Origin of the sequence: Phyllobacterium sp. P30BS-XVII (assembly GCF_014138335.1) — a bacterium.
Taxonomy (GTDB): Bacteria; Pseudomonadota; Alphaproteobacteria; order Rhizobiales; family Rhizobiaceae; genus Phyllobacterium; species Phyllobacterium meliloti.
The window spans coordinates 357,688-379,484 of sequence record NZ_JACGXO010000002.1 but is presented as its reverse complement, the minus strand read 5'-3'; the positions used below and the strand labels follow the sequence as shown (position 1 = coordinate 379,484).

The following is a 21,797-nucleotide window of genomic DNA, read 5'->3' as shown; positions in this document are numbered from 1 at the left end:
GCGATCACCCCCCCGCTCATTCTGGGTGTCGAATGGTGATTGTCGCGACTTGCTCGATGGCATCACACAGTCTTGGCTCCTCCGCAGGCAACCCGCGGCACCCCTACTTTGGCGACCGGAAAGGCAGAGCGTCAAGTCAATTACTGCAACCTAAGGTTAATTATCGGTCACATGGCCTGAACCATTTTTTGACAGGTGACTGGCGTCTTTTCCAGCCGCCCGTTACGCTGTGCCATCAGACAAGCAGGAGGCATTATGTCGGAAGATCATCACCATCACGATGAACCTGTCGATTGGCGCGAGCATGGCGTGAAAGTCATTCCGGGTAATTCCCTTGATCCCAACACGGCACAAACACCCGGTATGAACCGGGCAGCCGCAATCAACCATGCCCGCGCCGGTGCCGAGAAAATTTGGGCCGGGACCGTTGTCATTCACCCCAATGCCAAAACCGGCGCCCGCCACCATGGTGATCTTGAAAGCATCATCTATGTGGTTAAAGGCAAGGCACGGATGCGCTGGGGCGAGAAGCTGGAATATGTGGCAGAAGCAGGTCCGGGCGATTTCATTTTTGTCCCGCCTTACGTTCCACATCAGGAGATCAATGCCAGCGAAGATGAGCCGCTGGAATGTGTGCTGGTTCGCTCCGGTCAGGAGCCGGTGGTTGTCAACCTCGATATCGAACCCGCCGAAAAGCCGGAGGGCGTTCTTTGGAAAGATCCCATTCACCGATGAGACACAGACTAGGCAATCTGGACACGCTGCTGTTTCTCGAACCGTTTGACCAGTCGGTCCCGCCTGAGCTTTGACAATCGATACAGCCAGAAAATCCCGTCAAGCTGGTCAATTTCGTGTTGCAGACACACAGCCAGCAATCCATCGGCGTCTTGGATTTGCGCGGCGCCGGTCAGGTCCTGATAGCTTATACGGACGGACGATGGCCGTTCAACTTCATCGTTGATGCCGGGCATCGACACGCTGCCCTCCATATTCTTCACCAGAGCAGCCGATGCCGATTCAACTGATGGATTGATATAATATCGCACACCCTGCCCGTCATCGAGTTCAACAACCACGACGCGTTTCAAAATGCCGATATGCGGCGCCGTAATACCGATTCCAGGTGCATCGCGCATGGTGTCGAGCAGATCGGCAGCCAAGGTCCGCAAGCTGTCATCAAACTCCGTGACAGGTTCTGCCTTTGCCCGCAGATGCGGGTTTGGAAATTTTACAATCGTGCGAACTGTCATATCGATACTCCGGTCAAAACCGCGTGGCAGATCAGCAACGCCTGTCCACCCTGTTGCCCCAAACCACTGCCAGAATGCAAGCTTGCTTTACAAGCGGCACCACGCCCGATAATCCACAACGAATGACTGTGGTCTCCGTTATCTGACGGAAAGACCCAACGAGGCTGATGAATGTCCTCCAGCGAAACCGAGATCAAACAACAGGTTCTGCCAAGGGGCGCGCTATCTCTAACGCTTCTTGCTCTGGCAACGACGATTGCCTCGTTCATCGTGATGATGGGCATCACCACCATATCGCCGACAAAAGAGATCACCCAGCTTATCATCGCCGCCAATACGGTCTCGATCCTGCTGCTGATCTATCTGTCCTATGCGACCGTACGAAAGCTCTTCCTTTTCAAGAACAAGGAAAAGCACAATGATCTGCACACCAATATCGCCTTCATCTTCGCTCTGATCGCGTCGATACCGTGCATCATTGTCGCCTGTTTTTCGTTGATTATTCTGGATAACAGACTGAATTCATGGATCAATGTCGACAACAACAAGATTATCGACATGTCGATCAAGGCAGCGCAGTCCTATACGGAAGACAATGCCCAGAATCTGGTGACTACAACCCTTTCCATGGCCATTGAGCTTGACCAGCGGCGTATGCTTTTCAGCCTGGATCGCGGCGCTTTTGCTGACTGGCTGACCTATGATGCGGGCCGTAACAATCTTCTGGGCGCGTCACTGGTCAAATCAACAGGCGAAATCGTTGTCAGTGCAAACCTCATCAATGACCACCAGCTGCCGCCGGTTCCGCTGACGGCATTGCGCGGCGCTGCTGGCGACCGGCCCGCCCTGATCCCGCCGGGTGAGACCAATCTGGTCGGGGCCGTCGTCAAGACACAGGCACTGCCGGACCTCTACCTCTATACGCTGCGCACCATCGATCCGTCGGCTCTGAACAATATGCGGGTTATGACCGATAATAACAGCGAGTATCAGTCGCTGGCCAGCAACCGCAAGAACACGCAGATCGCCTATGCGCTGCTCTACGTCGAATTGACATTATTGCTGCTTCTGACAGCCGTCTGGACAGGCATCGCCGTCGCCAATCGTGTGGTTCAGCCCATTCGCCTGCTTATCGGGGCAGCCGAAGAAGTAGCGACAGGAGATTTTGATGTCTCTGTTCCTGTTCGCGGATCTGATGGCGACATTGGCTCGCTATCCCTGACCTTCAACAAGATGGTCAGACAGTTGAAAACCCAGCACACCGATCTGATCTCGGCAAAAGAGCAGATCGATGAGCGCAGGCGATTTACCGAGGCCGTTCTTTCCGGCGTCACCGCTGGCGTGATCAGCGTCAACACACAAGGCGACATTGCTGTTATCAACCGGCCCGCTGAAACCATGCTGCTGGAGGATGGCGTTTCGACGATCGGCGGCAATTTGACAGAGCTTCTGCCGGAGTTTGGCGAAGTCTTCACCACGGCACGCGATAGCGGACGCTCGTCAAGCCGCAAGCAGATTGCCATGACCCGCAATGGTGTCGCCCGTTCATTCAACGTCCAGATCACGCGCGAAGACGCGGACACCCAGAACACATCCTATGTGGTTACGGTCGATGACATCACCGATCTCGTCGCGGCACACCGCTCATCCGCCTGGGCTGATGTTGCGCGGCGTATCGCCCACGAAATCAAAAATCCGCTGACACCTATTCAGCTTTCCGCCGAAAGGCTGCGTCGCCGTTACGGCAAAGTCATCACCGAAGACCGTGAAGTCTTTGACCAGTGTACCGAGACCATTATCCGGCAGGTCGGCGACATTGGCCGCATGGTGGATGAGTTTTCCGAATTCGCCCGCATGCCAAAGCCGCAGCTGGCCGCAACGGATGTTCGCGATGTCCTGCGCGACGCATCTTTCCTTGTTGAAATCAGCAACAGCCAGATCAAGTTCGAACATGAATTCGCCGACGAGCCACTTATCGGCAATTTCGACAGCCGCCTTTTGGGGCAGGCATTCGGCAACATCATCAAGAATGCATCTGAGTCCATCGATGCCATGCTGCAGTCCGGCGCTGTCAGCGAAGGACACATACTCGTACGGGCGGCGGGCTCTGGTCCTTCCATCCTTGTTGAAATCGTCGACAACGGAAAGGGGTTACCAGCCGAAAACCGGCATCAATTGCTGGAGCCTTACGTGACCACCCGCGAAAAGGGTACCGGACTTGGCCTCGCCATCGTCAAGAAAATTGTCGAGGACCATGGAGGACGGCTCGAAATGCATGATGCCCCGGCGGGTTTCTATGAAGGCCGTGGAGCGCTGGTGCGCATGATCTTTCCCAGACTGGTTGACGCGGCGGCTGGTAACGAAAAATTAACGTAATCTCACGGTTCCGATATCAAATGTGATGATTCCACGCCGGACAACAAATTGAGCCCCAGTCCGGTAAGTGCTATACTCCGAACTGCTGTAATCCGGATGGCTGAATACCAATTCCGCACGCTCCGGCAGCAGGACATGAATCACTCTTTTCAAAAACGATCGTTGGCCAACAGAGTCAGCGGCGGGTGTTCGTGGTCTTTGAGAACGCGCCGGTTTAGCCGGTTACGCTCAACAGGAGGCAAGTGATGCGACACGTTAAAGAAAACGGCGATCTGTGCAATTGGATAACATGCTCTGCCATTTTGTTCGGAGCAATGATGGTAACGGCTGTTATCTTCGCGGTCTGACCGTTCTTGTAAACATCTGATATTTCAGGCGGTAACGCTGGCAAGCGCTCCGGAAGGAGTTTCGTTTGCCAGCAAATTCTATCGTACAATTGCCTGGGGCAGCCTCCTGCCGCCAATGCCGATCACCTTCCTGTTACAACCTCTGGTAAGGGTGGCTTTTCTGTGTCATCAATCGCACATGCTGCGTTGACTTTGACATCTGTCCCACAGACACGGATAACCGAGGAGCGGCCTGATGATAGCCCTGAATATAAATGGCGAAGATCGCAACGTTGATGTGCCGGAGGATATGCCTCTGCTCTGGGTGCTGCGTGATGTGATTGGTTTGACCGGCACCAAATTTGGTTGTGGCATTGCCCAGTGCGGCGCTTGTACGGTGCAGCTGGATGGACGCCCGGTACGCTCCTGCGTCCTGCCCGCCGCCTCGGTTGGTTCGCGCAAGATAACGACCATTGAAGCGGTTAGCGCCACGCCATCAGGCAAGAAAATACAGGACGCCTGGCTCAATCTGGAAGTCGTGCAATGCGGCTATTGTCAGTCCGGACAGATCATGTCCGCCTCCGCCCTGCTTGATCGAAACCCCGACCCCACTGACCGCGATATTGATGCGGCCATGTCCGGCAATATCTGTCGATGCGGCACCTATCCCCGGATTCGAGCGGCCATAAAACAGGCCGCGAAGGCCTGAGGAAATGGAGATAGCCAGCATGAGCAAGCCATCCTCCTCCCCCTCCCCGAAAACAGGAACTTCCCGCCGCGCCTTCCTGCAAGGTGGCGGCCTGATTCTGGGCTTTGCATTATTTGGCGCAGGCGTGAAACCGGTCCTTGCCGCCAGCACTGCACTGCCGGTTGACGGTGATGTCACCGCCGCCTTTTCGCCCGATGCCTATATTCGCATCGGCACCGATGGGCAGATCACGCTCATCCTTCCCAATATCGAAATGGGTCAGGGCACCCATACGGGCGAAGCAACGCTGATTGCCGAGGAACTGGAAGTCGGCCTTGATCAGGTTAAAGCCGTCGATGCACCACCAAACGACAAGCTCTATGCGACCGCGGCCCTTGGCGGACAGGCCACAGGCGGCTCCACATCCATGCGCGCCACCTGGGAACCGCTGCGCAAAGCGGGCGCGACTGCGCGCATGATGCTGGTTGCAGCAGCAGCAGCCGAATGGTCGGTGCCCGTGACGGAATGCGCCGCCAGGCTTGGCGTTGTTACCCATCAGCCAACCGGCCGCCAGCTCGCCTATGGCGCTCTTGCCGACGCAGCCGCAAAGCAGCCTGTACCAACAGAGGTCAAGCTGAAGGACCAGAAGGACTTCCAGCTGATCGGTAAATCCAGCCGCAGGCTTGATACACCGGGCAAAGTCAATGGTGCTGTAAAGTACGGCATCGATATCCGTGTGCCCGATATGAAGGTCGCGACTGTCGCCGCCTGCCCCGTCTTTGGCGGCAAGCTGCAGGATGTGGACGACAAGGTAGCACGCGCTATTCCGGGCGTGCGCGATATCGTCAAGCTCGACAATGCCGTTGCCGTCATTGGCGACCATTTCTGGGCTGCGAAGAAGGGCCTTGAAGCACTTAACATCACCTGGAATGAAGGCGCGAATGCCAAACTTGACAGCAGCAACATCATGGCGGCCCTCAAAGCCGCATCCGAGCACAAAAAGCCGATCATGGCGCGGCAGGAGGGCGATGTTGAAGCCAAGATGAAGGCTGCGGCCAAGAAGGTCGAGGCTACCTATGAGCTTCCATTCCTTGCGCATGCGCCGATGGAACCCATCAATTGCGTCGTGCATGTCCGCGCCGATGAATGCGAAATCTGGGTTGGCACGCAGGTGCCTGCGATTGCGCAGGGTGTCGCCGCACAGGTTACAGGCTATCCACTCGAAAAGGTCATCCTGCATAATCAGTTGATCGGCGGTGGCTTTGGTCGTCGCCTTGTGGCCGAATCCGTGGCACAGGCCGTCGCCATCGCCAAGCAGGTCAGCTATCCCGTCAAGGTGATCTGGACCCGCGAAGAAGACATCCAGCACGATCTTTACCGCCCTGCCTATTATGACCGCATATCTGCGGGCCTTGGCGAAGACGGTTTGCCAACAGTGTGGGTTGACCATGTTGCCGGTGGTTCGGTGCTCGGAAATTACATCCCGAGCGGCTGGCCTGAGGATAAGCTTGATGACGATGCGGTCGAGGGCGCTGCAAAGCCTCCCTATGACCTGCCCGTCATTCACGTCGACTGGGTGCGCGAGGACCCGCCGGTTCCGATCACATGGTGGCGCGGGGTTGGCCCCACCCACAATGTGTTTGTGGTTGAAAGCTTCATGGACGAACTTGCCCATGCGGCGGGCAAGGACCCCGTAGAATACCGGAGGGCACTGACCAAGAACCAGCCACGCGTGGCAGGCGTGCTTGAACTTGTTGCTGAAAAATCCGGCTGGGGCACACCGCTCGCCGCTGGCATGGGGCGGGGCATCTCGCTGCATGACGCCTTCGGCAGTTTCATGGCGGCGGTATTGGAGATTTCGGTCTCACCCGCAGGTGAAATCACACTGCACCGCGCAGTTGTCGCTGTTGATTGCGGCGTGACAATCAATCCCAATACGGTTGAAGCACAGATTGAAGGCGGGCTGATCTTCGGGCTTTCCGCAGCGCTTTATAGTGGCATCACCTTCAGTGAGGGACGCGTGAATCAGAGCAACTTCCACGACTACCGCATCCTGCGCAACAATGAAGCGCCAAAAATCGAGATCCATCACGTCAAGAGCACCGAATCCCCCGGTGGTATCGGTGAGACCGCAACGGTTTCCGCCGCACCAGCCTTGGGCAATGCCATCTTCTCGGCAACCGGCAAGCGTCTGCGCACGCTTCCCTTCAACCGGGACGAGCTGAAAACGGGCGGAACCGAGAAAAAGAGTGTCTCGATGATACCGCCGCTGACAGCACCCTTATTCGCTGCTCTGGCAACCACAAAGGCCGAGGAGCCTTCTGAAACTGCATCTGAAGAATTGTGAGGTCTGAATCATGAAGAGACTGGGCCTCCTTTTTCTCGCCGCAGTGGTTGTTATCGCTGCGGGCGTCGCAATCTTCCTGTTCAAACCGGCATCCCTGCCGGATGTATCGGAAGCTGCCGCTAAACTGCCGACCGGTCAGGCACTGATTGATCGCGGTGAATACCTGACCCGCGCGGCGGACTGCGTTGCCTGCCACACCACGGCGGGCGGCAAGCCCTATGCGGGCGGTCTTGCCTTCAAGCTGCCATTCGGCACGATCTATTCCCCCAATATCACAGCAGACAAGGAAACCGGCATCGGCAACTGGACCGATGCGGAATTCGTGCGCGCTTTGCATCAGGGCATCGACAAGGAGGGGCAGAATCTCTACCCGGCCTTTTCCTATGCGGCTTATGCCCAGATGACGACGGAAGACGCGCTGGCCATCAAAGCCTATCTGTTCAGCCTGCCGCCTGTCAGCGCAGAAGCACCGAAGAATGAATTGGGTTTCCCTTTCAACCAGCGCTACGTCATGCGCTTCTGGAACCTGCTGTTTGTGCCAAGCGGCCCCCTGCAGCCTGATCCGAAACAGAGCGAGGAATGGAACAGGGGCGCCTATCTGGTCGAGGCCATGGCCCATTGCGGCGAGTGCCACACGCCGCGCAATCTGATGTTTGCAGTCAACGATGGCAAGAAATTCGCCGGAGCCGAACTTCAGGGCTGGAAAGCCTACAATATCAGTTCCGACAAACAGACCGGCATCGGCAACTGGACCGATCAGCAACTGTTCGACTACCTCTCCAAGGGCCATGCGGAGGGTCGCGGTTCGGCTACCGGCAGCATGGGTGAAGCTGTGGATTTCAGCCTGCGTCATCTGACGCCCGAGGATATCAAGGCCATTGTCACCTATGTGAAATCGGTACCGCCGCAAGTCTCGGCTGATAAGGCAATCGTCGAGGCTGAACCGGCCACACTGACCGCATCCACCGCCTACGCCCCTGCTGCGAATGCGGCAACACAGGACAGTCTTGGCCTCAAGATTTTCCAGGGTGCCTGTGCAAGCTGTCATGGCTGGAATGGCGAAGGCCTGCAAACCCCCTATGCCTCGCTGAAGGGGAGCCGTACGGTCAACGATCCCGATGGAACCAATCTCATACAGGTCATTCTGAAGGGTGCGCATATGACAACGCAGCAGGGCAGACAGTCCATGCCGGGTTTTGCCAATGCCTATTCGGATGTCGAGATCGCGGCACTCAGCAATTATGTGCTGGGGCATTTCGGTGGCAAGCAATCCGCTATCACGCCTGATAATGTCGCCAACGCGCGCAAGCAATGAGGCTATAAACTACCTGATAATACTGGATGCCGAATAAACCGCTTGATTTAGGAAACGATCTCTCCCTATATAGGGAAATGTCTGAAACCACTTCATCCAGTACTCTTGCTGCGCGCAGCCGTGGCCGTCCGCGTGAGTTCGATATGAACGAAGCGCTCGACAAGGCTTTGCTTGTGTTTAGCGACCGGGGCTATCACGCCACCTCAATAGGCAATCTGACCGAGGCCATGCAATTGGCGTCGGGTAGCGTCTACAAGGCGTTCAAGGACAAGCGCGGTGTATTTCTGGCGGTGTTCGATCGCTATCGGGCTATCCGGAGTGGCAAATTGCGCGCCACTGTCGAAACGGGAAAACCCGGCTATGACCGCATCCGTGACGCCCTGACATTTTTTGCCGATGCTTCCCATGGCATACAGGGCAAACGGGGTTGCCTTGTCGTCAACTGCGCCACGGAACTGGCAACCTTCGATCCGGAAGTGGCGGAAAAGGTTGCAACGGCAATGGCGACCAATGAGGCCGTGCTTCTGGAACTAATCGAACAGGGCCGAAAAGACGGCTCGGTACCTGCCCATATTGATGGCAAGGTTACTGCCCGAATGATGCTTTGCCTTGTGCAGGGCATGCGCGTTGTCGGGAAAACCGGCCGAACGCGCGAAGAAATGGTGGCTACCGTCGACGTGGCCATGAAGACCCTGATCTGATCTGCCTTTTGACTTCATTTCCTCCCAAGGAGCTACCCATGTCCACCCCACACTCAGACGCTGCGTCTGATCAACAGGCCATTTCCCCGTGGCTGACCCTTCTGCTTGCAACAGCCTGCGGATTGATTGCCGCCAATCTCTATTATGGGCAGCCTCTGGCCGGTCCCATCAGTGCTGAACTTGGCATGTCACCGGCAGCAGCCGGCCTCATCGTCACGCTGACGCAGATTGGCTACGGCCTCGGCCTGCTGCTGATCGTGCCGCTTGGCGATCTTTTCGAAAACCGCCGCCTCATCCTGACAGTCGTTCTCGCTGGCGCCGCTGCCTTGCTGGCTGCAGGTCTTGTCACCCATCCATTGCCGTTTCTCACAGCGGCACTTTTTATCGGTCTCGGTTCCGTCGCCGTGCAGATTCTCGTGCCCTATGCCGCCCACATGGCGCCGGAAGCGGCTCGCGGCAAGGTTGTCGGCAATGTTGTCAGCGGGTTAATGCTTGGCATCATGCTGGCGCGCCCGGTATCCAGTTTCATTGCGCAGGTTTCATCCTGGCATGTGGTCTTCTATCTGTCGTCAGCCACAATGATCGTCTTGATGATCGTTCTGGCGCTAGCCCTGCCCAAGCGGGTTCCCACATCGAAACCCACCTACAGCCATTTGCTGTCATCCATGGGCCGCCTTGCCGTGACAACACCCATCCTGCAACGCCGCGCACTTTATCAGGCCTGCATGTTCGGTGCGTTCAGCCTGTTCTGGACAACCACACCGCTGCTCTTGGCCAGCCCTGAATTCGGTCTGTCACAGGGCGGCATTGCTCTGTTTGCGCTTGCAGGCGTTGCCGGTGCCATCGCAGCACCGATAGCCGGGCGTTGGGCCGATCGCGGCCTCACACGTCCAGCCACCGCTTTTGCCATGCTGCTTGTCGCTGCATCGTTCCTCATAACCCATTTGGGTCCCCACGGCTCGACACTGGCTCTGGGCCTTCTTACCGCAGCTGCTATCCTGCTTGATTTTGGTGTCACCACCAGTCTCGTGCTCGGACAACGCACAATCTTCTCGCTGGGCGCGGAATATCGCAGCCGCCTTAACGGGCTTTATATGGCTACCTTCTTCACAGGCGGTGCGATTGGCTCTGCCGTGGGTGGCTGGGCTTTTGCCCATGGCGGCTGGTGGCTGACATCCTGGATCGGATTTACCCTTCCGGTTCTGGCGCTTCTCTATTTTGCCACGGAAAAGCGCCCGGAACTGGTGCCCGCCACATAACCCGGCACATCTTCCAGCCTGTAATAGACTGGAATGCCACGCTCATTGGCAAGGCGGACATCATTGTCCGCCCCCTTTGACTCGCCGGGAAGCCGCAGGATCGCATCGCAAAGCGCAATCAACCGCCCTGCTGCCGGATGGAATATCTGGTCATAGAGTTCATCGCCAACCTGTCTGCCACCTGCCGCATTCCACACGGGCAGAGCCACCCACTCGCCGATCATGGGTAAATGCCCGGCCTGAAACAGCGGCCATGACGCCTCTTCCAGACGTTGCAGGTTGGCCGCCATCTTGTCGGCATCATCATTGGTTCCTGACCGGTATGGCCCGGCAATCAGAATAAGCATCCGCTTTCTCCGTGCGTTCTGGATGGTTCAAGCAAAAATATGCAGGGCTGCATATTGGAGCAGCATGATTGTCTTGGCGTCCTGAATAGCACCCGTGCCGATCATCGCAAATGCTTCAGCAAACGGCAGTTCCAGCACTTCGATATCCTCGCCTTCAGATGCAAGGCCGCCGCCATCGGCAATACGATCCGAAGCGGTATAGGCACCGACGAAGAAATAGAGTTTCTCCGTCACCGAGCCCGGACTCATGAAAGCCTCAAAGACTTTCTGCACATGGTGGACACGGTATCCGGTCTCCTCCTCCACCTCCTCGCGAATACGCTCTTCCGGCGAGATATTGTCGAGCAAGCCTGCGGGCGCTTCGATCAGGAGTTCCGTATAGCCGCTAACGAAAGCCGGAAAGCGGAACTGCCGCGTCAGGATGACAGTGCGCCGCGCACGGTCATAGAGCAGGATCGTCGCCCCATTGCCGCGATCATAGGTCTCGCGGTTTTGTGTCTGCCACGTGCCGTCGCCACGCTGATAGTCAAATGTCGTCTTCTTCAGCACATACCAGTCATCGGAAAGGGTTTTGACAGTCTGGATACGGACACGTTCAGCAAGCTTCGTCATTGACACCACCATGTTGCGGGATTGGCTTGATAAAACGTGCAATTTCGTGCAGAGTCAAGAAATAACATGCAGAAATGATGAGAGAGATATGCTGACACAGCAGCGCAAGGCACACATTCTCGCGGTTTTGCGGGAAACGGGCGAGATCGTCGCCAAGACGCTCAGCCGCGACCTCAATCTTTCGGAAGATACAATCCGGCGGGATTTGCGCGAGCTGGCAGCAGAAGGATTGTTGCAGCGGGTCCATGGCGGTGCATTACCCGCCTCGCCTGCCCTTGCCGACTTCTCCGGGCGCCAGACGATTGCCACCGATGGCAAGAAAGCCATTGGCCGTGCCGCGGCGGCCATGATTCAGCCGGGACAGGTCATTTTTGTCGATGGAGGCACAACAGCCGTCCAGTTGGCCCGCCACCTGCCGATTGATCTCGAAGCGACCATTATCACTCACAGCCCGAGCATTGCGGTAGAACTGATCAATCACCCTAATATTACGGTCGAGATGATCGGCGGACGCTTGTTCAAACACTCGATGGTGGCCGTGGGTGCGTCGACAATCGAAGCCATCGCGTACTACCGCGCCGACATCTATTTCATGGGGGTAACGGGCATCCATCCGGAAATCGGCCTGACAACAGGTGATTCCGAGGAAGCAACCGTGAAGCGAACCCTGTGCCGCTATGCAGCAGAAACAGTTGTGCTCGCTTCATCTGAGAAACTTGGAGCCGCCTCGCCCTATGTGGTCGTGCCGATGAATTATGTGCAATGCCTGATCGTTGAACGAGATACGCCCGAGGAAAGTGCAGCCTCATTTCGGGCAGAGGGCCTTACGGTGATTACAGCCTAGAGTCCGAACCCTAGATGTTCACACCGCCCAATCCGTATTCATACGAATTGGCAAAAATCGCCAGACCGAATAAGTCTGACTTGATAATCTGCAGTTTGCATCATCTCCTTGAACAGTAAAGCAGCTTTGTACTCCTCGTGATGAATTGGCGATCATCGAACGCAATTCGGCATTAACGGTATTCAAATGATTAGCACCGACTTCAAAGAGGTAAAGAAAGTGTCACGCACCACTCTGAAGCTGATCCATTATTTGGCTCTATCGGCTTTCGTCGGAAGCATTTTCGCCCACATTCTCTTGGGCACCTTTGCAAACTCAGATTTGGCCGGTGACGCTTTTCTTCTCCGCATCAAAACGATGATCACCAATGTTCTCATCTTTGGCGGTCTCGGCTTTCTCGCCGCCTCCGGTGCTGGCCTGATCCTCGTAACAGGGAAGCTCACAGCTCTTAAGCGTTGGCTGAAGATTAAGATCGTGCTGGTGGTGCTTGTGATTGCGAACACTAAGTTCATTCTAGCACCGGCGGGGGCAGAGAGAGCCAGACAGGCCTCTGATTCCCTTGTTGGCACCCCGCTCTTACCCAATTACTCGGATCTTGGCTTCCGCGAGGATGTGTTTGGAGCCGTGAATTTGGCGCTAGTACTAGTGATAATCGTCCTAAGCATACGACGGCGACCCACCTAGATGTGAGCTCTAAACCTCATTTGCGGTAATAACGCTCATCACCTGATCAAAGGGTTCGCGTGAGCGCAACATACGCGCCAATATCCACGCCCCTTCCAGTGAGACGAGAATTTTCATGGCAAGCGCCCGGCCATTCGCCTCGGGATGAAACCTTATTATCTGGTCCGCAAGGCAGTTGATCCAGCTTTCCATAACATCCTTGATGGCAAGCGAAAGCCGTTCAGACTTGGGTGTGGTATCAAGCAAGACGCTGGTGATGGGGCACCCCAGCGTCCATCCGGACGCCTCAAATGAATCATAGAGGCGTGCGATCATCAACTCCGCACCGGCGCGAAAACTGGGCGCATCGCGAAAACTCTTATTCAGCACATAGATAAGATAACCGCCAGCGCTGCGCACCGCGTGCTCAGCCAGTTCTTCCTTGCCGCCGGGGAAATGGAAATAAAAGGAGCCTTTAGGCGCCTTTGCCTGCTCGATAATCTCTGACAACCCGACACCATGATAGCCATGCGCCTGAAACAGGATCACTGCGGTGTCGATAAAGCGGGTCTTTGCATCTGATGGACGTGGCATAATCGGTATTATGCATGTTGTATGGCGATCGGTCTAGTGCTACGTTGTATGGCGATTGCCATAGAACAAACGGCTGTCAGGGAGATTGCCGATGTCCGACCAACGCGAACTCAACTTGTCCGATTGCGCCGCAAACTTTGCGCCGCCAACAGAAGCCCGATTGTTTCAGCGCCTGTTTGATCTTGCTGGCTTTTCCGCCCTGCGCAGTCTTGGTGGCCGCAGCACGACCAAAGCGCAAGCCTGGGACGGTCTGGAGCCATTCGATATGCTGCGCGGCTGGCGCTGCGGAGAAGAATGAGTTGCGATAAGCAACCAGGATTGTCCGAATATCCCATTGCAAGTGGGCCCATCGATAAGGCCGTTTGACCATAATAGAATATTTGCAGAATAACCTCCATATCGACTGTATAGTTTGGCGCCCTCGCACCATTTAGTTGCATTCTGCAACCCAATACATGGTGATTCGCGCTTCATAGACCGCTGCGGATCGGCACATTTTCGACGCATTTCAAAATATGACCAGTTATTTCCATATATTTTACAATGGTTTAATATTAAAACCAGCTGATTGTGTGGCCGATTTGTGACATTGCGGCAACATTGCGACCTCAACTACAACTCAACTAAGAGTTGGGTGTTGCTACCCCCGGTCGAAGTGATTTAAGCAATAAAGGTCAATGAAGACCATTGGGGGACCAATATGAACATCAAGAGCATTCTCTTCGGCTCTGCTGCAGCCCTGATTGCAGTAACAGGCGCACGCGCTGCTGACGCAGTTGTTGTCGCTGAACCGGAAGCCGTTGAATACGTTCGCGTTTGCGACGCATACGGCGCCGGATTTTTCTATATTCCAGGAACTGAAACCTGCCTGAAGATCAGCGGTTATCTGCGTTATGACGCAGTTGGCGGCGACGACGTCTACAGCGGCGGCGAACTCGGCACCTGGTGGAAGCGTTCACGTGCGACTGTCCGTTTCGACGCTCGCTCGGAAACAGAACTCGGCACCCTTCGTTCGTATATTGAAACACGTTTTCAGTATACCAACGGCGTCAATGCAACGGAACTTCCTCAGGCGTACATCGAACTCGGCGGCTTCCGCATCGGTGTTGCTGACGAAATCTACGGTTCGTGGACCGGTTATGCTGGCGGCGTGATCAATGACGACGTGATCAACTACCAGTCTGCTACAACCAACCAGGTTAGCTACACCTTCACAGGCGGCAACGGTTTCTCGGCGATCATCGCTGCTGAACAGGGCGCGTCTATCACCTATCCGACAGGCGGCACAATCGATCATCGCATCGATGACTACATGCCACACGTTCTGGCCGGCGCGAAGTTCGAACAGGCTTGGGGCTCAATCTCTGGCGTTGTCGGTTACGACTCTCGCGTGGAAGAATGGGCTGGCAAGCTGCGTTTGGACGTAAAGTTCAGCGATACAGTGTCTGCCTTCGTCATGGGTGGCTATCAGTCCGACTGGGATGATTCAACCTCTGCCAATGGCAACTGGTTCGGCACCTGGTACGGCGATTACGCAATCTGGGGCGGTTTGACTGCGAAGGTTTCTGAGAAGGCAACTGTTAACGGTCAGGTAGCTTACGAAGAAGACGGCACATGGGCTGCTGCTCTGAACGTACAGTACGAGCTGGTACCTGGCTTGGTCATCACACCGGAAATCGACTACACCAAGTTTGATGGTCAGCGCGGCAATGATGATGCATTCGGTGGCATGATCCGTTTCCAGCGCAATTTCTAATCGACTGAGATTTGGAGAGATCCCGGGGGCACGCCCCCGGGTTTATAAGGCCTCGGCCCAAAAAGCATCATATCAATGAGTGTCTGGCATGTAGAAGGACTGCATTTCCAGATTGCGATGATGAGATCTCCAGTCACGTCATTTTCTTTAAACGGTGGGCCAAAAGCCCGCCGTTTTTTGATTTTGAGCAGTTCCCGTTGCGATTGAAAACACCACGACCGTTGTGTCGGCAGACCCGATGGACGGAATCTGGGCTATTGGAACAGATTGTAGCCGCTGACCATCGCGATAGCTGGCCTATCAGGGTCGTTCTTTTGTACCGAACTCATCAGCCTTTGCTTCGACAAGAGCGTCAATTGCCCTCTGGACATCCCCCAGGCTCCAGCCAGCGGCCATTCCTTCCTGATAGATCCGGTACATATCCTTTGAATCAACGAAATCCAAAAATCGCGCTCGCATTGCCTCCCGGCGTTCAGCATCCCGCTCTTGGCTGTCATCCGCATTCCCTGGAGAGAAAATACTCATAACTGTTCCTCCCGAAACATCCGCATCAAACTGCGGATGAGGTGCAGGTTCCACAAGCACCTTACTGGCCTGATCAAAAAGCCCTGTTGTCCCCGGACACGAGGACAACTATTTCAACGGCAACAGACTTTATTCCATTCTTCAGATTAAAAGCAGGCGTCCGGCGCTAGAAGCGATAATAGTACCGGTGAGTGCGATGGTGCCTCCAATGCCCATGCCGATAGTGATGATTGCTCCAATGGTAGCGGCGATGATGGTGACGCCCCCAACCATGGCGATAGTGGTAGCGATGACCCCAGTGCCGACGATGATGGTGCTTATACCTGACCTGCTCCACATTCGAAGCGATCGGGGCCCTCTGTACGGAAATTGGTGAGGCAATAGACGGCGTAACCGACGTCAGGCTGACGACAATCGTAATCAAACCAGCAACGATCAGAGCAAGAACATTTTTCATGACAGCTCCCTCCACGTTAGTTTTCTGGAGCTTACGCCTATATCGATGCGGATACAAATGGATGCCCAATCCCGCTGGACCATTCATTTGTATCCTCATCAGGTGGAATAAACTTTTTATGCAGTGGACTGGCTCTGTTGGAGGCAATTATTGCCTCCAACACTTGCCGAATATTTATCGAGACTTTCCACTCAAGGATTAAAAGCTCGGTCAGGACTTCCCAGCGTCATCCTGATTCCGGAATGCAGCCTCTCCGATGTCCGACACCTCGACCCACTTCTTATCAGGCACCGCATCGGCGACATAGCTGTCATGCCAGTTCCACCACTTGTAGGTTGGGGTCTGAGGATAACCCTCCGGGGAGTTTTCCCAGACCTCCTGACGGCCAAGTGGTGTGATATCGAGGTAATTCCAGGTGTTCCCCATCTGCTCGTCACCACGATTGTTGACGAAATAGGTGCGGAACACGCGCTCGCCATCGCGGTAAAACACGTTCGTGCCATGCCATTCGCCCACATCGAAATCGGCATCAAAATTGTCTGTGATCGTGAACCAGGGCATGGTCCAGCCCATCCGCGACTTTAGTCGCGCTATTTCAGCCTGCGACGCCCGCGAAATAAAAACAAGAGTCGTGTCACGGGCGTTCAGATGGGCCAAATGCGCGACCTGATCGGCCACCATGGAGCAACCTCGACACGCATGGTCGGGCCAGCCAAATACACCGGGCTCGAAGAAGGCACGGTAGATGATCAGCTGGCGCCGTCCGTCAAACAGATCAAGCAGGCTGGCCTTGCCCGCAGGCCCATCGAACACATACTCCCTTTCTACTGCCGTCCAAGGCATGCGGCGGCGTTCGGCGGCAAGGGCGTCGCGTGCCCGGGAATGTGCCTTTTCCTTCACGAGCAGTTCCTCGCGGGCGGCCTCCCACGCCTGCGGCGATACGACCGGTGGTGTATTCATGGCAGACTGATTGGCTTTCTGTCCGTTGTCAGTTGAATTGGTCATGGCTTTGCAACCTCCTACCTTATGCAAACTCCCGCGCCTCGTGGACGAGGCGCAATTCATTCACTGCTCTCAATCTTGGTGGTGAGATATTTCTACCACAGCGAAAGGGACGTAAGGAGTAACAACTCTGACGGGATTCTGGTTCCACCGGCTCGTGGCGCGATCCCCAAGGATCGTCAGAGGGATTTTGATGCCATATTGAGAGAATACGGGGCCGGGAAAATTCTGCTAAAAATAGTTGGGAGATACATAATAGCCGGGTTCAGGCGCGTGCAGTTTCCCACGCATATACTGCAGAATACGAACCCTTTCGAATATTGCCGCCCAAACGTCTGTGTTTCCCATCCATGTGGCAGCATCAGTCTGAACGTATGGCATGCGCATTACCATAATGCTGGAGCTAATCTTGTTCAGATCGAGATTATGCGGGGCTATGGGATCTTGCCATAGATACAAAAGACTTACGGTATTGGCGAGGAAACAGTTGGCCGGTCGAAATAGACTGGCTAATCTGCATCATAACGCATTCATTTTGAAGGGAAATGGTGGGCCCGGAGGGACTCGAACCCCCAACCAAGCGGTTATGAGCCGCCGGCTCTAACCAATTGAGCTACAGGCCCCACCTGAAAGCAGCAAACCGTATGGTCCCTGCCCGTCTTCCCCGCGATCAATAGCGGGAAAAATCACGAATGCAATGCCCGATTTGCTCTGATCGCCTCATAGGACGATTTCGGGACAAAAATCCACAACTCCTGTGAATTTTCATAAGGTTGGACGATGATGACCAGCGAGCAGCGCCGTGGCTCGAAAGAGCAAGCCCTATTCTTTCTCTGCCAGAGCAAGCAATTGACGCGCGCTTTCCTCGTCGGTGATGAAAACCGTCGGGCGGATCAGCTTCATCGCCCCAAGCAGGGCGTTGATCTTTTCCTTGCCGCCTGACGTCAGCACACGCACCGGCACCTTCTGCAAGGTTTCGATACCGACGGACATGACGAGATCATGGATCGGATGTTCGACAAGACGCCCCTGCTTGTCATAGAAATGGAACAGGATATCGCCGACAGCACCACGTTCGGCGAGCGATGACTGATGCTCTTCGTTAAGGAAGCCGATGCGGTAGGGCGTGCTTGATGCCGTTTCAATGGCACCAACACTGAGCAGGACGAGATCGAGATCCTCAGCCATTTCGAACACGCTTTTCAGGCCGCAGCGTTCAATCAGCGCGGTTCTGGTTTCGACACTGTCCACCAGCGCCGGTGCCGGAATGAGATAGCCGTTACCCTGAAACAACTGCGCAAACTGCCAGGCAAATTCAGCAGGGTTAAACCGGCGCGGCTGGCTGATACCGCCAAGCAGCGAAATGACGGTGAAATCCTCAAGCGCACGCGCCTCCAGATAGGAGAGTGTGCTGAGTAGGGTACGTCCCCAACCCACTCCCACACGCATACTGTTGCAGACCACCCCGGAAAGGTAGTCGCCAGTTGCGGCGCTGATAGCAGGAATCGGATCATTGTCTGCCTGCGACAAGGGAGCGATGATGACCTTCTCAAGACCAAATTGCTGTTCAACCTGCCGCTCCAGCGCGATCAGATCGGACAGATAGCCTTGAATGCCAATCTTGACCTCGTTGCGGGCACGGGCTTCAGCGAGCATACGCACAATGGTCACACGGCCAACGCCCAGCACTTCAGCAATCTCGTTCTGCGTCATCTGCTCGATGTAATACATCCACGCAGCGCGCATCCGCATGCGGCTGATCTTCGTATCGGGCTGCCCGATGTCAACCGGGGCCTTCTTTGGACTGTTCGTCGCGCTATTCACTCGCTTGCGTCGATCGGTCAATTCTCATCCCCTTAATTGCTCGTATCTGTTTCTTGCCAGTGCCAGAATTGTGTGCTGACAAAAGAACGTTGCACACAGTACACTCCGGCAGAATATTGTTTAGCAAGTCACCAAAAGCAGATACAAAGCATTATCCACTTTGCAAGTCGAGGTCTGCCACATGATCAGGGATATTTCAAACGAGATTGTCGTCGGCCTCAAGGACCGTTTGCGCGATGTGAGGCATATGATCCGTGCCAGCCGCAGCGACAAGATCAAAAACACCGCCCCTGAAGGTCCGGAAATTTTGCTCGGCCATGCGGCGCGCGTCGTCGACAAGGCTCTTACGGTTGCCGAGACAATCTCGATTTCTCTTGTTTCTCAAGACCCTAAGGCTCATTCGACCACAATCGAGGCGCGCAGTCTGGGTGCCTATTTTTCAAGCGATACGGCAAAAGGCGAGGCTCTGTTCCGCCGTGACGTTTATTACTTGACGAAACGTATTTTTACCGTGCTTGGCGCTGAAAACACGGTTGTTCATGAGGCAACCTTTGCTTCTGCCCATGCAATCATGATTCGCCGTCATGCTGACCAGATCAAGGCAGCGATCCGAACGGGCGGCCTGAATGACGTAGCAAAGGCCTGTGCAACGCTGGCATTCGAGCTTCAATCCTGCCATCAGGCCCAGCCATTGCCGCCACATGTACCCGGCGAAAGCGCGCCGGATACAGCAACACAATATCTCTGTTTTTCGGCAATTGCCCTTGCCATTGGCCTTGCCAGCTATAGTGACGATGAAGAACCCGGCGATGAAAAACTGGTGGAGAGCGCCCTGCTGGCATTAAAGGCCCGTCAGGCGACGCTGATGGAAGCCGTACAGGGAAAAGACCGGGCGAATAGCCTGTCCGGCCTCTTTGCATTCCTCATTCCGCTGCTGCCCTAAGCTGTTTTAAACGTATCCAAAACACATTTCTTCGCGCGCTGGATGGATGACGGGCTCATGCTGAGTTCCGTCAGCCCCATGGCAATGAAACGGGGGATGAGATCGGGGCGGCCGGCCGCTTCACCGCACATGCCAACCATGATCCCCGCTTCGACCCCGGCCTTGGCTGTCAGCTCGATGGCAGCCATCACGGCGGGGTGTGTTACGTCATTCAGCTTGGCCACAACAGGGTTAAGCCGGTCGGCGGCCATGATATATTGCGTCAGATCATTGGTGCCGATGGAAAAGAAGGCGACTTCCCTTGCAAGAGCGGGTGCAACCAGCACCGCAGCGGGTGTCTCGATCATCACGCCAAGATCGAAATGCGCAAATGCCTTGCCTTCGGCGGTAAGTTCTTTGGCGCACTCATCGATCAGTGCCCGCGTTGCCTGAACTTCGCCAACGCCCGAGATCATCGGCAGCATCACCTTGACATTGCCATGCACGGCGGCGCGCAAAAGTGCCCGCAATTGCGGCTTGAAGACATCAGGGCGGTCAAGGCACATGCGGATGCCGCGCCAGCCAAGAAACGGATTTTCCTCATCGGGAAACTCGACACCGGCAATCGGCTTGTCACCGCCAATATCCAGTGTCCGGACAATCACCGGATAGGGTGCGAAGGCCTTGGCAAGGCTTGAATAGGTTTCCGCCTGCAAATCTTCCGAAGGCAAATGAAGATGGCGCATGAACAGAAGCTCGGTGCGGAACAAACCGATACCCATGGCACCGACGTCCTTGGCCGCATCGATCTCCTCAAGCGAACCAATATTGGCAGCAATTTCGATGACCGTGCCGTCGGCACGCTTTGGCGTTACATCCTTATAGGCTGTCAGCGCCCGTTTCTCCGCATCCGCCTTGGCAATTTCTGCCTGAAAATGGCTTGCGACTGCCACATCGGGATTGGCAAAGACTTCGCCATTGTCGCCATCGAGCGCGACTGTTTTGGCGCCCTTCAGATCAAGAATGGATCGGCCAAGGCCAAGCACGGCAGGAATGCCGTGGGCGCGCGCAATGATGGCGACATGCGATGTCGCGCCGCCATGGCCGCAGATCACTCCGGCGATACGTTTCAGCGGCGCCCGCGCCAGATCCCATGCGCCGATATCATCGGCAACGAGGATGGAACCTGCCGCAACCGCATCAAGGTTGGCATCTTCCTGTCCAAGCAGCGCAAGGCATATCTGCCGCCCGACAGCGTTCACATCATCCCCGCGCGCATTGAGATAGGGATCGTCCATGGTGGCAAAATCCGAAGCGATCTTGGACGCTGCCCCAATGACCGCCGAAACAGCGTCAACGCCGCCTTCGACAATGGCAATGGCACCGCCGGTCAGTTCATCATCATTGGCGATGTCCTTCAGCGCCGCAACAATGCCGCGATCACTATCCGCCAGACTGGTTTCCGCCAGTGAAGCATCCATGCGTTTCTGTACGGTCGCGATAGCCTGTTTGAGGCGCAGAACCTCATCGGCGATCTCATTGGCCGCAAGCGAGCGGTTTTCCTGTTTGATCTCCGCCGGGAAGAAGCCATAGACGGGGCCAATCGCCACGCCTTCGCTTGCGGCAACGCCGCGCAACTTGCCATCAACAGGAAGATTACTTGCTGATTTGCTGGAGGTTTTGCCGGCATCAGTCTTGCGGCTCTGCGCTATGCCCTCTTCTTCCGTTCCAGCCAGCGGATTTTCCAGATAACCAATCAATGCTTCAACAGCCTCGATAGCATCGGCGCCCGTGGCCCGAACGGTGATTTCCTCATTCTCTTTGACGCCAAGCAGCATCAGCTTGACCGAACTCTTCGCGCTGACTGACCTGTCATCCTTGACCAGCTCGATATCCGATTCAAAACTCTTGGCGAGTTTGACAAACCGGGTCGCTGGCCGCGCATGCAATCCATCATGCACCCGCACAATCGTCGAGCGTTCCATGCTT

21 protein-coding genes and 1 tRNA gene are annotated in these 21,797 nt (G+C 55.5%); 12 read left to right on the top strand and 10 right to left on the bottom strand.

What is annotated here, in order from left to right; genetic code table 11:
- The first annotated feature begins 255 nt into the window (after positions 1-255).
- Positions 256-735, top strand: a complete 480-nt coding sequence (locus FHW17_RS07750) for a cupin domain-containing protein (protein WP_182509545.1) — start codon at positions 256-258, stop codon at positions 733-735.
- Between the two features lie 8 nt (positions 736-743).
- Here FHW17_RS07750 and FHW17_RS07745 read toward each other — a convergent pair whose 3' ends face one another.
- Positions 744-1,250 (bottom strand): peptide deformylase, encoded by a 507-nt coding sequence (locus tag FHW17_RS07745; RefSeq protein WP_182509544.1) that lies wholly within the window; start codon positions 1,248-1,250, stop codon positions 744-746.
- A 171-nt stretch (positions 1,251-1,421) separates the two neighbouring features.
- On the opposite strand from FHW17_RS07745, the gene FHW17_RS07740 reads away from it, so the two are divergent.
- The 6 genes from FHW17_RS07740 (at position 1,422) to FHW17_RS07715 (ending at position 10,262) form a co-directional block, all read left to right on the top strand.
- Positions 1,422-3,626, top strand: coding sequence for a PAS domain-containing sensor histidine kinase (locus tag FHW17_RS07740; RefSeq protein ID WP_182509543.1), 2,205 nt, complete (start codon positions 1,422-1,424; stop codon positions 3,624-3,626).
- Between the two features lie 582 nt (positions 3,627-4,208).
- On the top strand, positions 4,209-4,661 hold the full coding sequence (locus tag FHW17_RS07735) for a (2Fe-2S)-binding protein (protein WP_091877912.1): 453 nt from the start codon (positions 4,209-4,211) through the stop codon (positions 4,659-4,661).
- Positions 4,662-4,680: 19 nt separating this feature from the next.
- Entirely contained in the window at positions 4,681-6,987 is a 2,307-nt protein-coding gene (locus FHW17_RS07730) for a xanthine dehydrogenase family protein molybdopterin-binding subunit (protein ID WP_182509542.1), read from the top strand.
- A gap of 10 nt (positions 6,988-6,997) precedes the next feature.
- Complete coding sequence (locus tag FHW17_RS07725; RefSeq protein WP_182509541.1) at positions 6,998-8,302, top strand: cytochrome c; 1,305 nt, start codon at positions 6,998-7,000, stop codon at positions 8,300-8,302.
- 77 nt (positions 8,303-8,379) lie between these two features.
- Complete coding sequence (locus FHW17_RS07720; protein ID WP_112528972.1) at positions 8,380-9,003, top strand: TetR/AcrR family transcriptional regulator; 624 nt, start codon at positions 8,380-8,382, stop codon at positions 9,001-9,003.
- A gap of 38 nt (positions 9,004-9,041) precedes the next feature.
- Positions 9,042-10,262 carry an MFS transporter gene (locus tag FHW17_RS07715; RefSeq protein ID WP_112528970.1) on the top strand — a complete coding sequence of 407 codons (1,221 nt, stop codon included), beginning with the start codon at positions 9,042-9,044 and terminating at the stop codon, positions 10,260-10,262.
- Here the strand turns inward: FHW17_RS07715 and FHW17_RS07710 are convergent.
- Both FHW17_RS07710 and FHW17_RS07705 read right to left on the bottom strand, forming a co-directional pair.
- On the bottom strand, positions 10,217-10,609 hold the full coding sequence (locus FHW17_RS07710; protein ID WP_112528968.1) for a DUF4406 domain-containing protein: 393 nt from the start codon (positions 10,607-10,609) through the stop codon (positions 10,217-10,219). The genes FHW17_RS07715 and FHW17_RS07710 overlap by 46 nt on opposite strands.
- A 27-nt stretch (positions 10,610-10,636) precedes the next feature.
- Positions 10,637-11,221 carry an NUDIX domain-containing protein gene (locus FHW17_RS07705; protein ID WP_182509540.1) on the bottom strand — a complete coding sequence of 195 codons (585 nt, stop codon included), beginning with the start codon at positions 11,219-11,221 and terminating at the stop codon, positions 10,637-10,639.
- Between the two features lie 88 nt (positions 11,222-11,309).
- Here FHW17_RS07705 and FHW17_RS07700 point away from each other — a divergent pair, with 88 nt between their 5' ends.
- Both FHW17_RS07700 and FHW17_RS07695 read left to right on the top strand, forming a co-directional pair.
- Positions 11,310-12,065, top strand: a complete 756-nt coding sequence (locus FHW17_RS07700) for a DeoR/GlpR family DNA-binding transcription regulator (protein ID WP_112528964.1) — start codon at positions 11,310-11,312, stop codon at positions 12,063-12,065.
- Positions 12,066-12,251: 186 nt separating this feature from the next.
- On the top strand, positions 12,252-12,749 hold the full coding sequence (locus tag FHW17_RS07695) for a hypothetical protein (protein ID WP_182509539.1): 498 nt from the start codon (positions 12,252-12,254) through the stop codon (positions 12,747-12,749).
- A gap of 9 nt (positions 12,750-12,758) precedes the next feature.
- Here FHW17_RS07695 and FHW17_RS07690 read toward each other — a convergent pair whose 3' ends face one another.
- Positions 12,759-13,322, bottom strand: a complete 564-nt coding sequence (locus FHW17_RS07690) for a TetR/AcrR family transcriptional regulator (RefSeq protein ID WP_113096302.1) — start codon at positions 13,320-13,322, stop codon at positions 12,759-12,761.
- 91 nt (positions 13,323-13,413) lie between these two features.
- On the opposite strand from FHW17_RS07690, the gene FHW17_RS07685 reads away from it, so the two are divergent.
- A complete protein-coding gene (locus tag FHW17_RS07685; RefSeq protein ID WP_182509538.1) occupies positions 13,414-13,620 on the top strand; it encodes a hypothetical protein in 207 nt (68 codons plus the stop codon).
- Positions 13,621-14,022: 402 nt separating this feature from the next.
- On the top strand, positions 14,023-15,078 hold the full coding sequence (locus FHW17_RS07680; RefSeq protein ID WP_112528956.1) for a porin: 1,056 nt from the start codon (positions 14,023-14,025) through the stop codon (positions 15,076-15,078).
- A gap of 300 nt (positions 15,079-15,378) precedes the next feature.
- Here FHW17_RS07680 and FHW17_RS07675 read toward each other — a convergent pair whose 3' ends face one another.
- The 5 genes from FHW17_RS07675 to FHW17_RS07655 form a co-directional block, all read right to left on the bottom strand.
- Positions 15,379-15,603: a hypothetical protein gene (locus FHW17_RS07675; protein WP_113096300.1), complete on the bottom strand. Its 225-nt coding sequence runs from the start codon at positions 15,601-15,603 to the stop codon at positions 15,379-15,381.
- Between the two features lie 141 nt (positions 15,604-15,744).
- A complete protein-coding gene (locus tag FHW17_RS07670) occupies positions 15,745-15,942 on the bottom strand; it encodes a hypothetical protein (RefSeq protein ID WP_113096299.1) in 198 nt (65 codons plus the stop codon).
- 328 nt (positions 15,943-16,270) lie between these two features.
- On the bottom strand, positions 16,271-17,065 hold the full coding sequence (locus tag FHW17_RS07665; RefSeq protein WP_182509537.1) for a DUF899 domain-containing protein: 795 nt from the start codon (positions 17,063-17,065) through the stop codon (positions 16,271-16,273).
- Between the two features lie 543 nt (positions 17,066-17,608).
- Positions 17,609-17,685: transfer RNA gene (locus tag FHW17_RS07660), tRNA-Ile, on the bottom strand.
- A gap of 199 nt (positions 17,686-17,884) precedes the next feature.
- Entirely contained in the window at positions 17,885-18,844 is a 960-nt protein-coding gene (locus FHW17_RS07655; protein WP_348643719.1) for a sugar-binding transcriptional regulator, read from the bottom strand.
- 223 nt (positions 18,845-19,067) lie between these two features.
- Here FHW17_RS07655 and FHW17_RS07650 point away from each other — a divergent pair, with 223 nt between their 5' ends.
- Complete coding sequence (locus FHW17_RS07650) at positions 19,068-19,829, top strand: hypothetical protein (RefSeq protein WP_112528948.1); 762 nt, start codon at positions 19,068-19,070, stop codon at positions 19,827-19,829.
- Here FHW17_RS07650 and ptsP read toward each other — a convergent pair.
- A complete protein-coding gene (ptsP, locus tag FHW17_RS07645; protein ID WP_182509536.1) occupies positions 19,826-21,793 on the bottom strand; it encodes a phosphoenolpyruvate--protein phosphotransferase in 1,968 nt (655 codons plus the stop codon). The genes FHW17_RS07650 and ptsP overlap by 4 nt on opposite strands.
- Between the last annotated feature and the right edge of the window lie 4 nt (positions 21,794-21,797).

What these genes read in the sequence shown, in the direction of transcription:
- FHW17_RS07745 (WP_182509544.1), bottom strand. Translation starts at nt 1,250, where the DNA reads ATGACAGTTCGCACGATTGTAAAATTTCCAAACCCGCATCTGCGGGCA.
- FHW17_RS07720 (WP_112528972.1), top strand. Translation starts at nt 8,380, where the DNA reads ATGTCTGAAACCACTTCATCCAGTACTCTTGCTGCGCGCAGCCGTGGC.
- FHW17_RS07715 (WP_112528970.1), top strand. Translation starts at nt 9,042, where the DNA reads ATGTCCACCCCACACTCAGACGCTGCGTCTGATCAACAGGCCATTTCC.
- FHW17_RS07730 (WP_182509542.1), top strand. Translation starts at nt 4,681, where the DNA reads ATGAGCAAGCCATCCTCCTCCCCCTCCCCGAAAACAGGAACTTCCCGC.
- FHW17_RS07735 (WP_091877912.1), top strand. Translation starts at nt 4,209, where the DNA reads ATGATAGCCCTGAATATAAATGGCGAAGATCGCAACGTTGATGTGCCG.
- FHW17_RS07685 (WP_182509538.1), top strand. Translation starts at nt 13,414, where the DNA reads ATGTCCGACCAACGCGAACTCAACTTGTCCGATTGCGCCGCAAACTTT.
- FHW17_RS07750 (WP_182509545.1), top strand. Translation starts at nt 256, where the DNA reads ATGTCGGAAGATCATCACCATCACGATGAACCTGTCGATTGGCGCGAG.
- FHW17_RS07650 (WP_112528948.1), top strand. Translation starts at nt 19,068, where the DNA reads ATGATCAGGGATATTTCAAACGAGATTGTCGTCGGCCTCAAGGACCGT.
- FHW17_RS07695 (WP_182509539.1), top strand. Translation starts at nt 12,252, where the DNA reads ATGATTAGCACCGACTTCAAAGAGGTAAAGAAAGTGTCACGCACCACT.
- ptsP (WP_182509536.1), bottom strand. Translation starts at nt 21,793, where the DNA reads ATGGAACGCTCGACGATTGTGCGGGTGCATGATGGATTGCATGCGCGG.
- FHW17_RS07725 (WP_182509541.1), top strand. Translation starts at nt 6,998, where the DNA reads ATGAAGAGACTGGGCCTCCTTTTTCTCGCCGCAGTGGTTGTTATCGCT.
- FHW17_RS07710 (WP_112528968.1), bottom strand. Translation starts at nt 10,609, where the DNA reads ATGCTTATTCTGATTGCCGGGCCATACCGGTCAGGAACCAATGATGAT.
- FHW17_RS07665 (WP_182509537.1), bottom strand. Translation starts at nt 17,065, where the DNA reads ATGACCAATTCAACTGACAACGGACAGAAAGCCAATCAGTCTGCCATG.
- FHW17_RS07700 (WP_112528964.1), top strand. Translation starts at nt 11,310, where the DNA reads ATGCTGACACAGCAGCGCAAGGCACACATTCTCGCGGTTTTGCGGGAA.
- FHW17_RS07740 (WP_182509543.1), top strand. Translation starts at nt 1,422, where the DNA reads ATGTCCTCCAGCGAAACCGAGATCAAACAACAGGTTCTGCCAAGGGGC.
- FHW17_RS07705 (WP_182509540.1), bottom strand. Translation starts at nt 11,221, where the DNA reads ATGACGAAGCTTGCTGAACGTGTCCGTATCCAGACTGTCAAAACCCTT.
- FHW17_RS07680 (WP_112528956.1), top strand. Translation starts at nt 14,023, where the DNA reads ATGAACATCAAGAGCATTCTCTTCGGCTCTGCTGCAGCCCTGATTGCA.
- FHW17_RS07675 (WP_113096300.1), bottom strand. Translation starts at nt 15,603, where the DNA reads ATGAGTATTTTCTCTCCAGGGAATGCGGATGACAGCCAAGAGCGGGAT.
- FHW17_RS07690 (WP_113096302.1), bottom strand. Translation starts at nt 13,322, where the DNA reads ATGCCACGTCCATCAGATGCAAAGACCCGCTTTATCGACACCGCAGTG.
- FHW17_RS07670 (WP_113096299.1), bottom strand. Translation starts at nt 15,942, where the DNA reads ATGTGGAGCAGGTCAGGTATAAGCACCATCATCGTCGGCACTGGGGTC.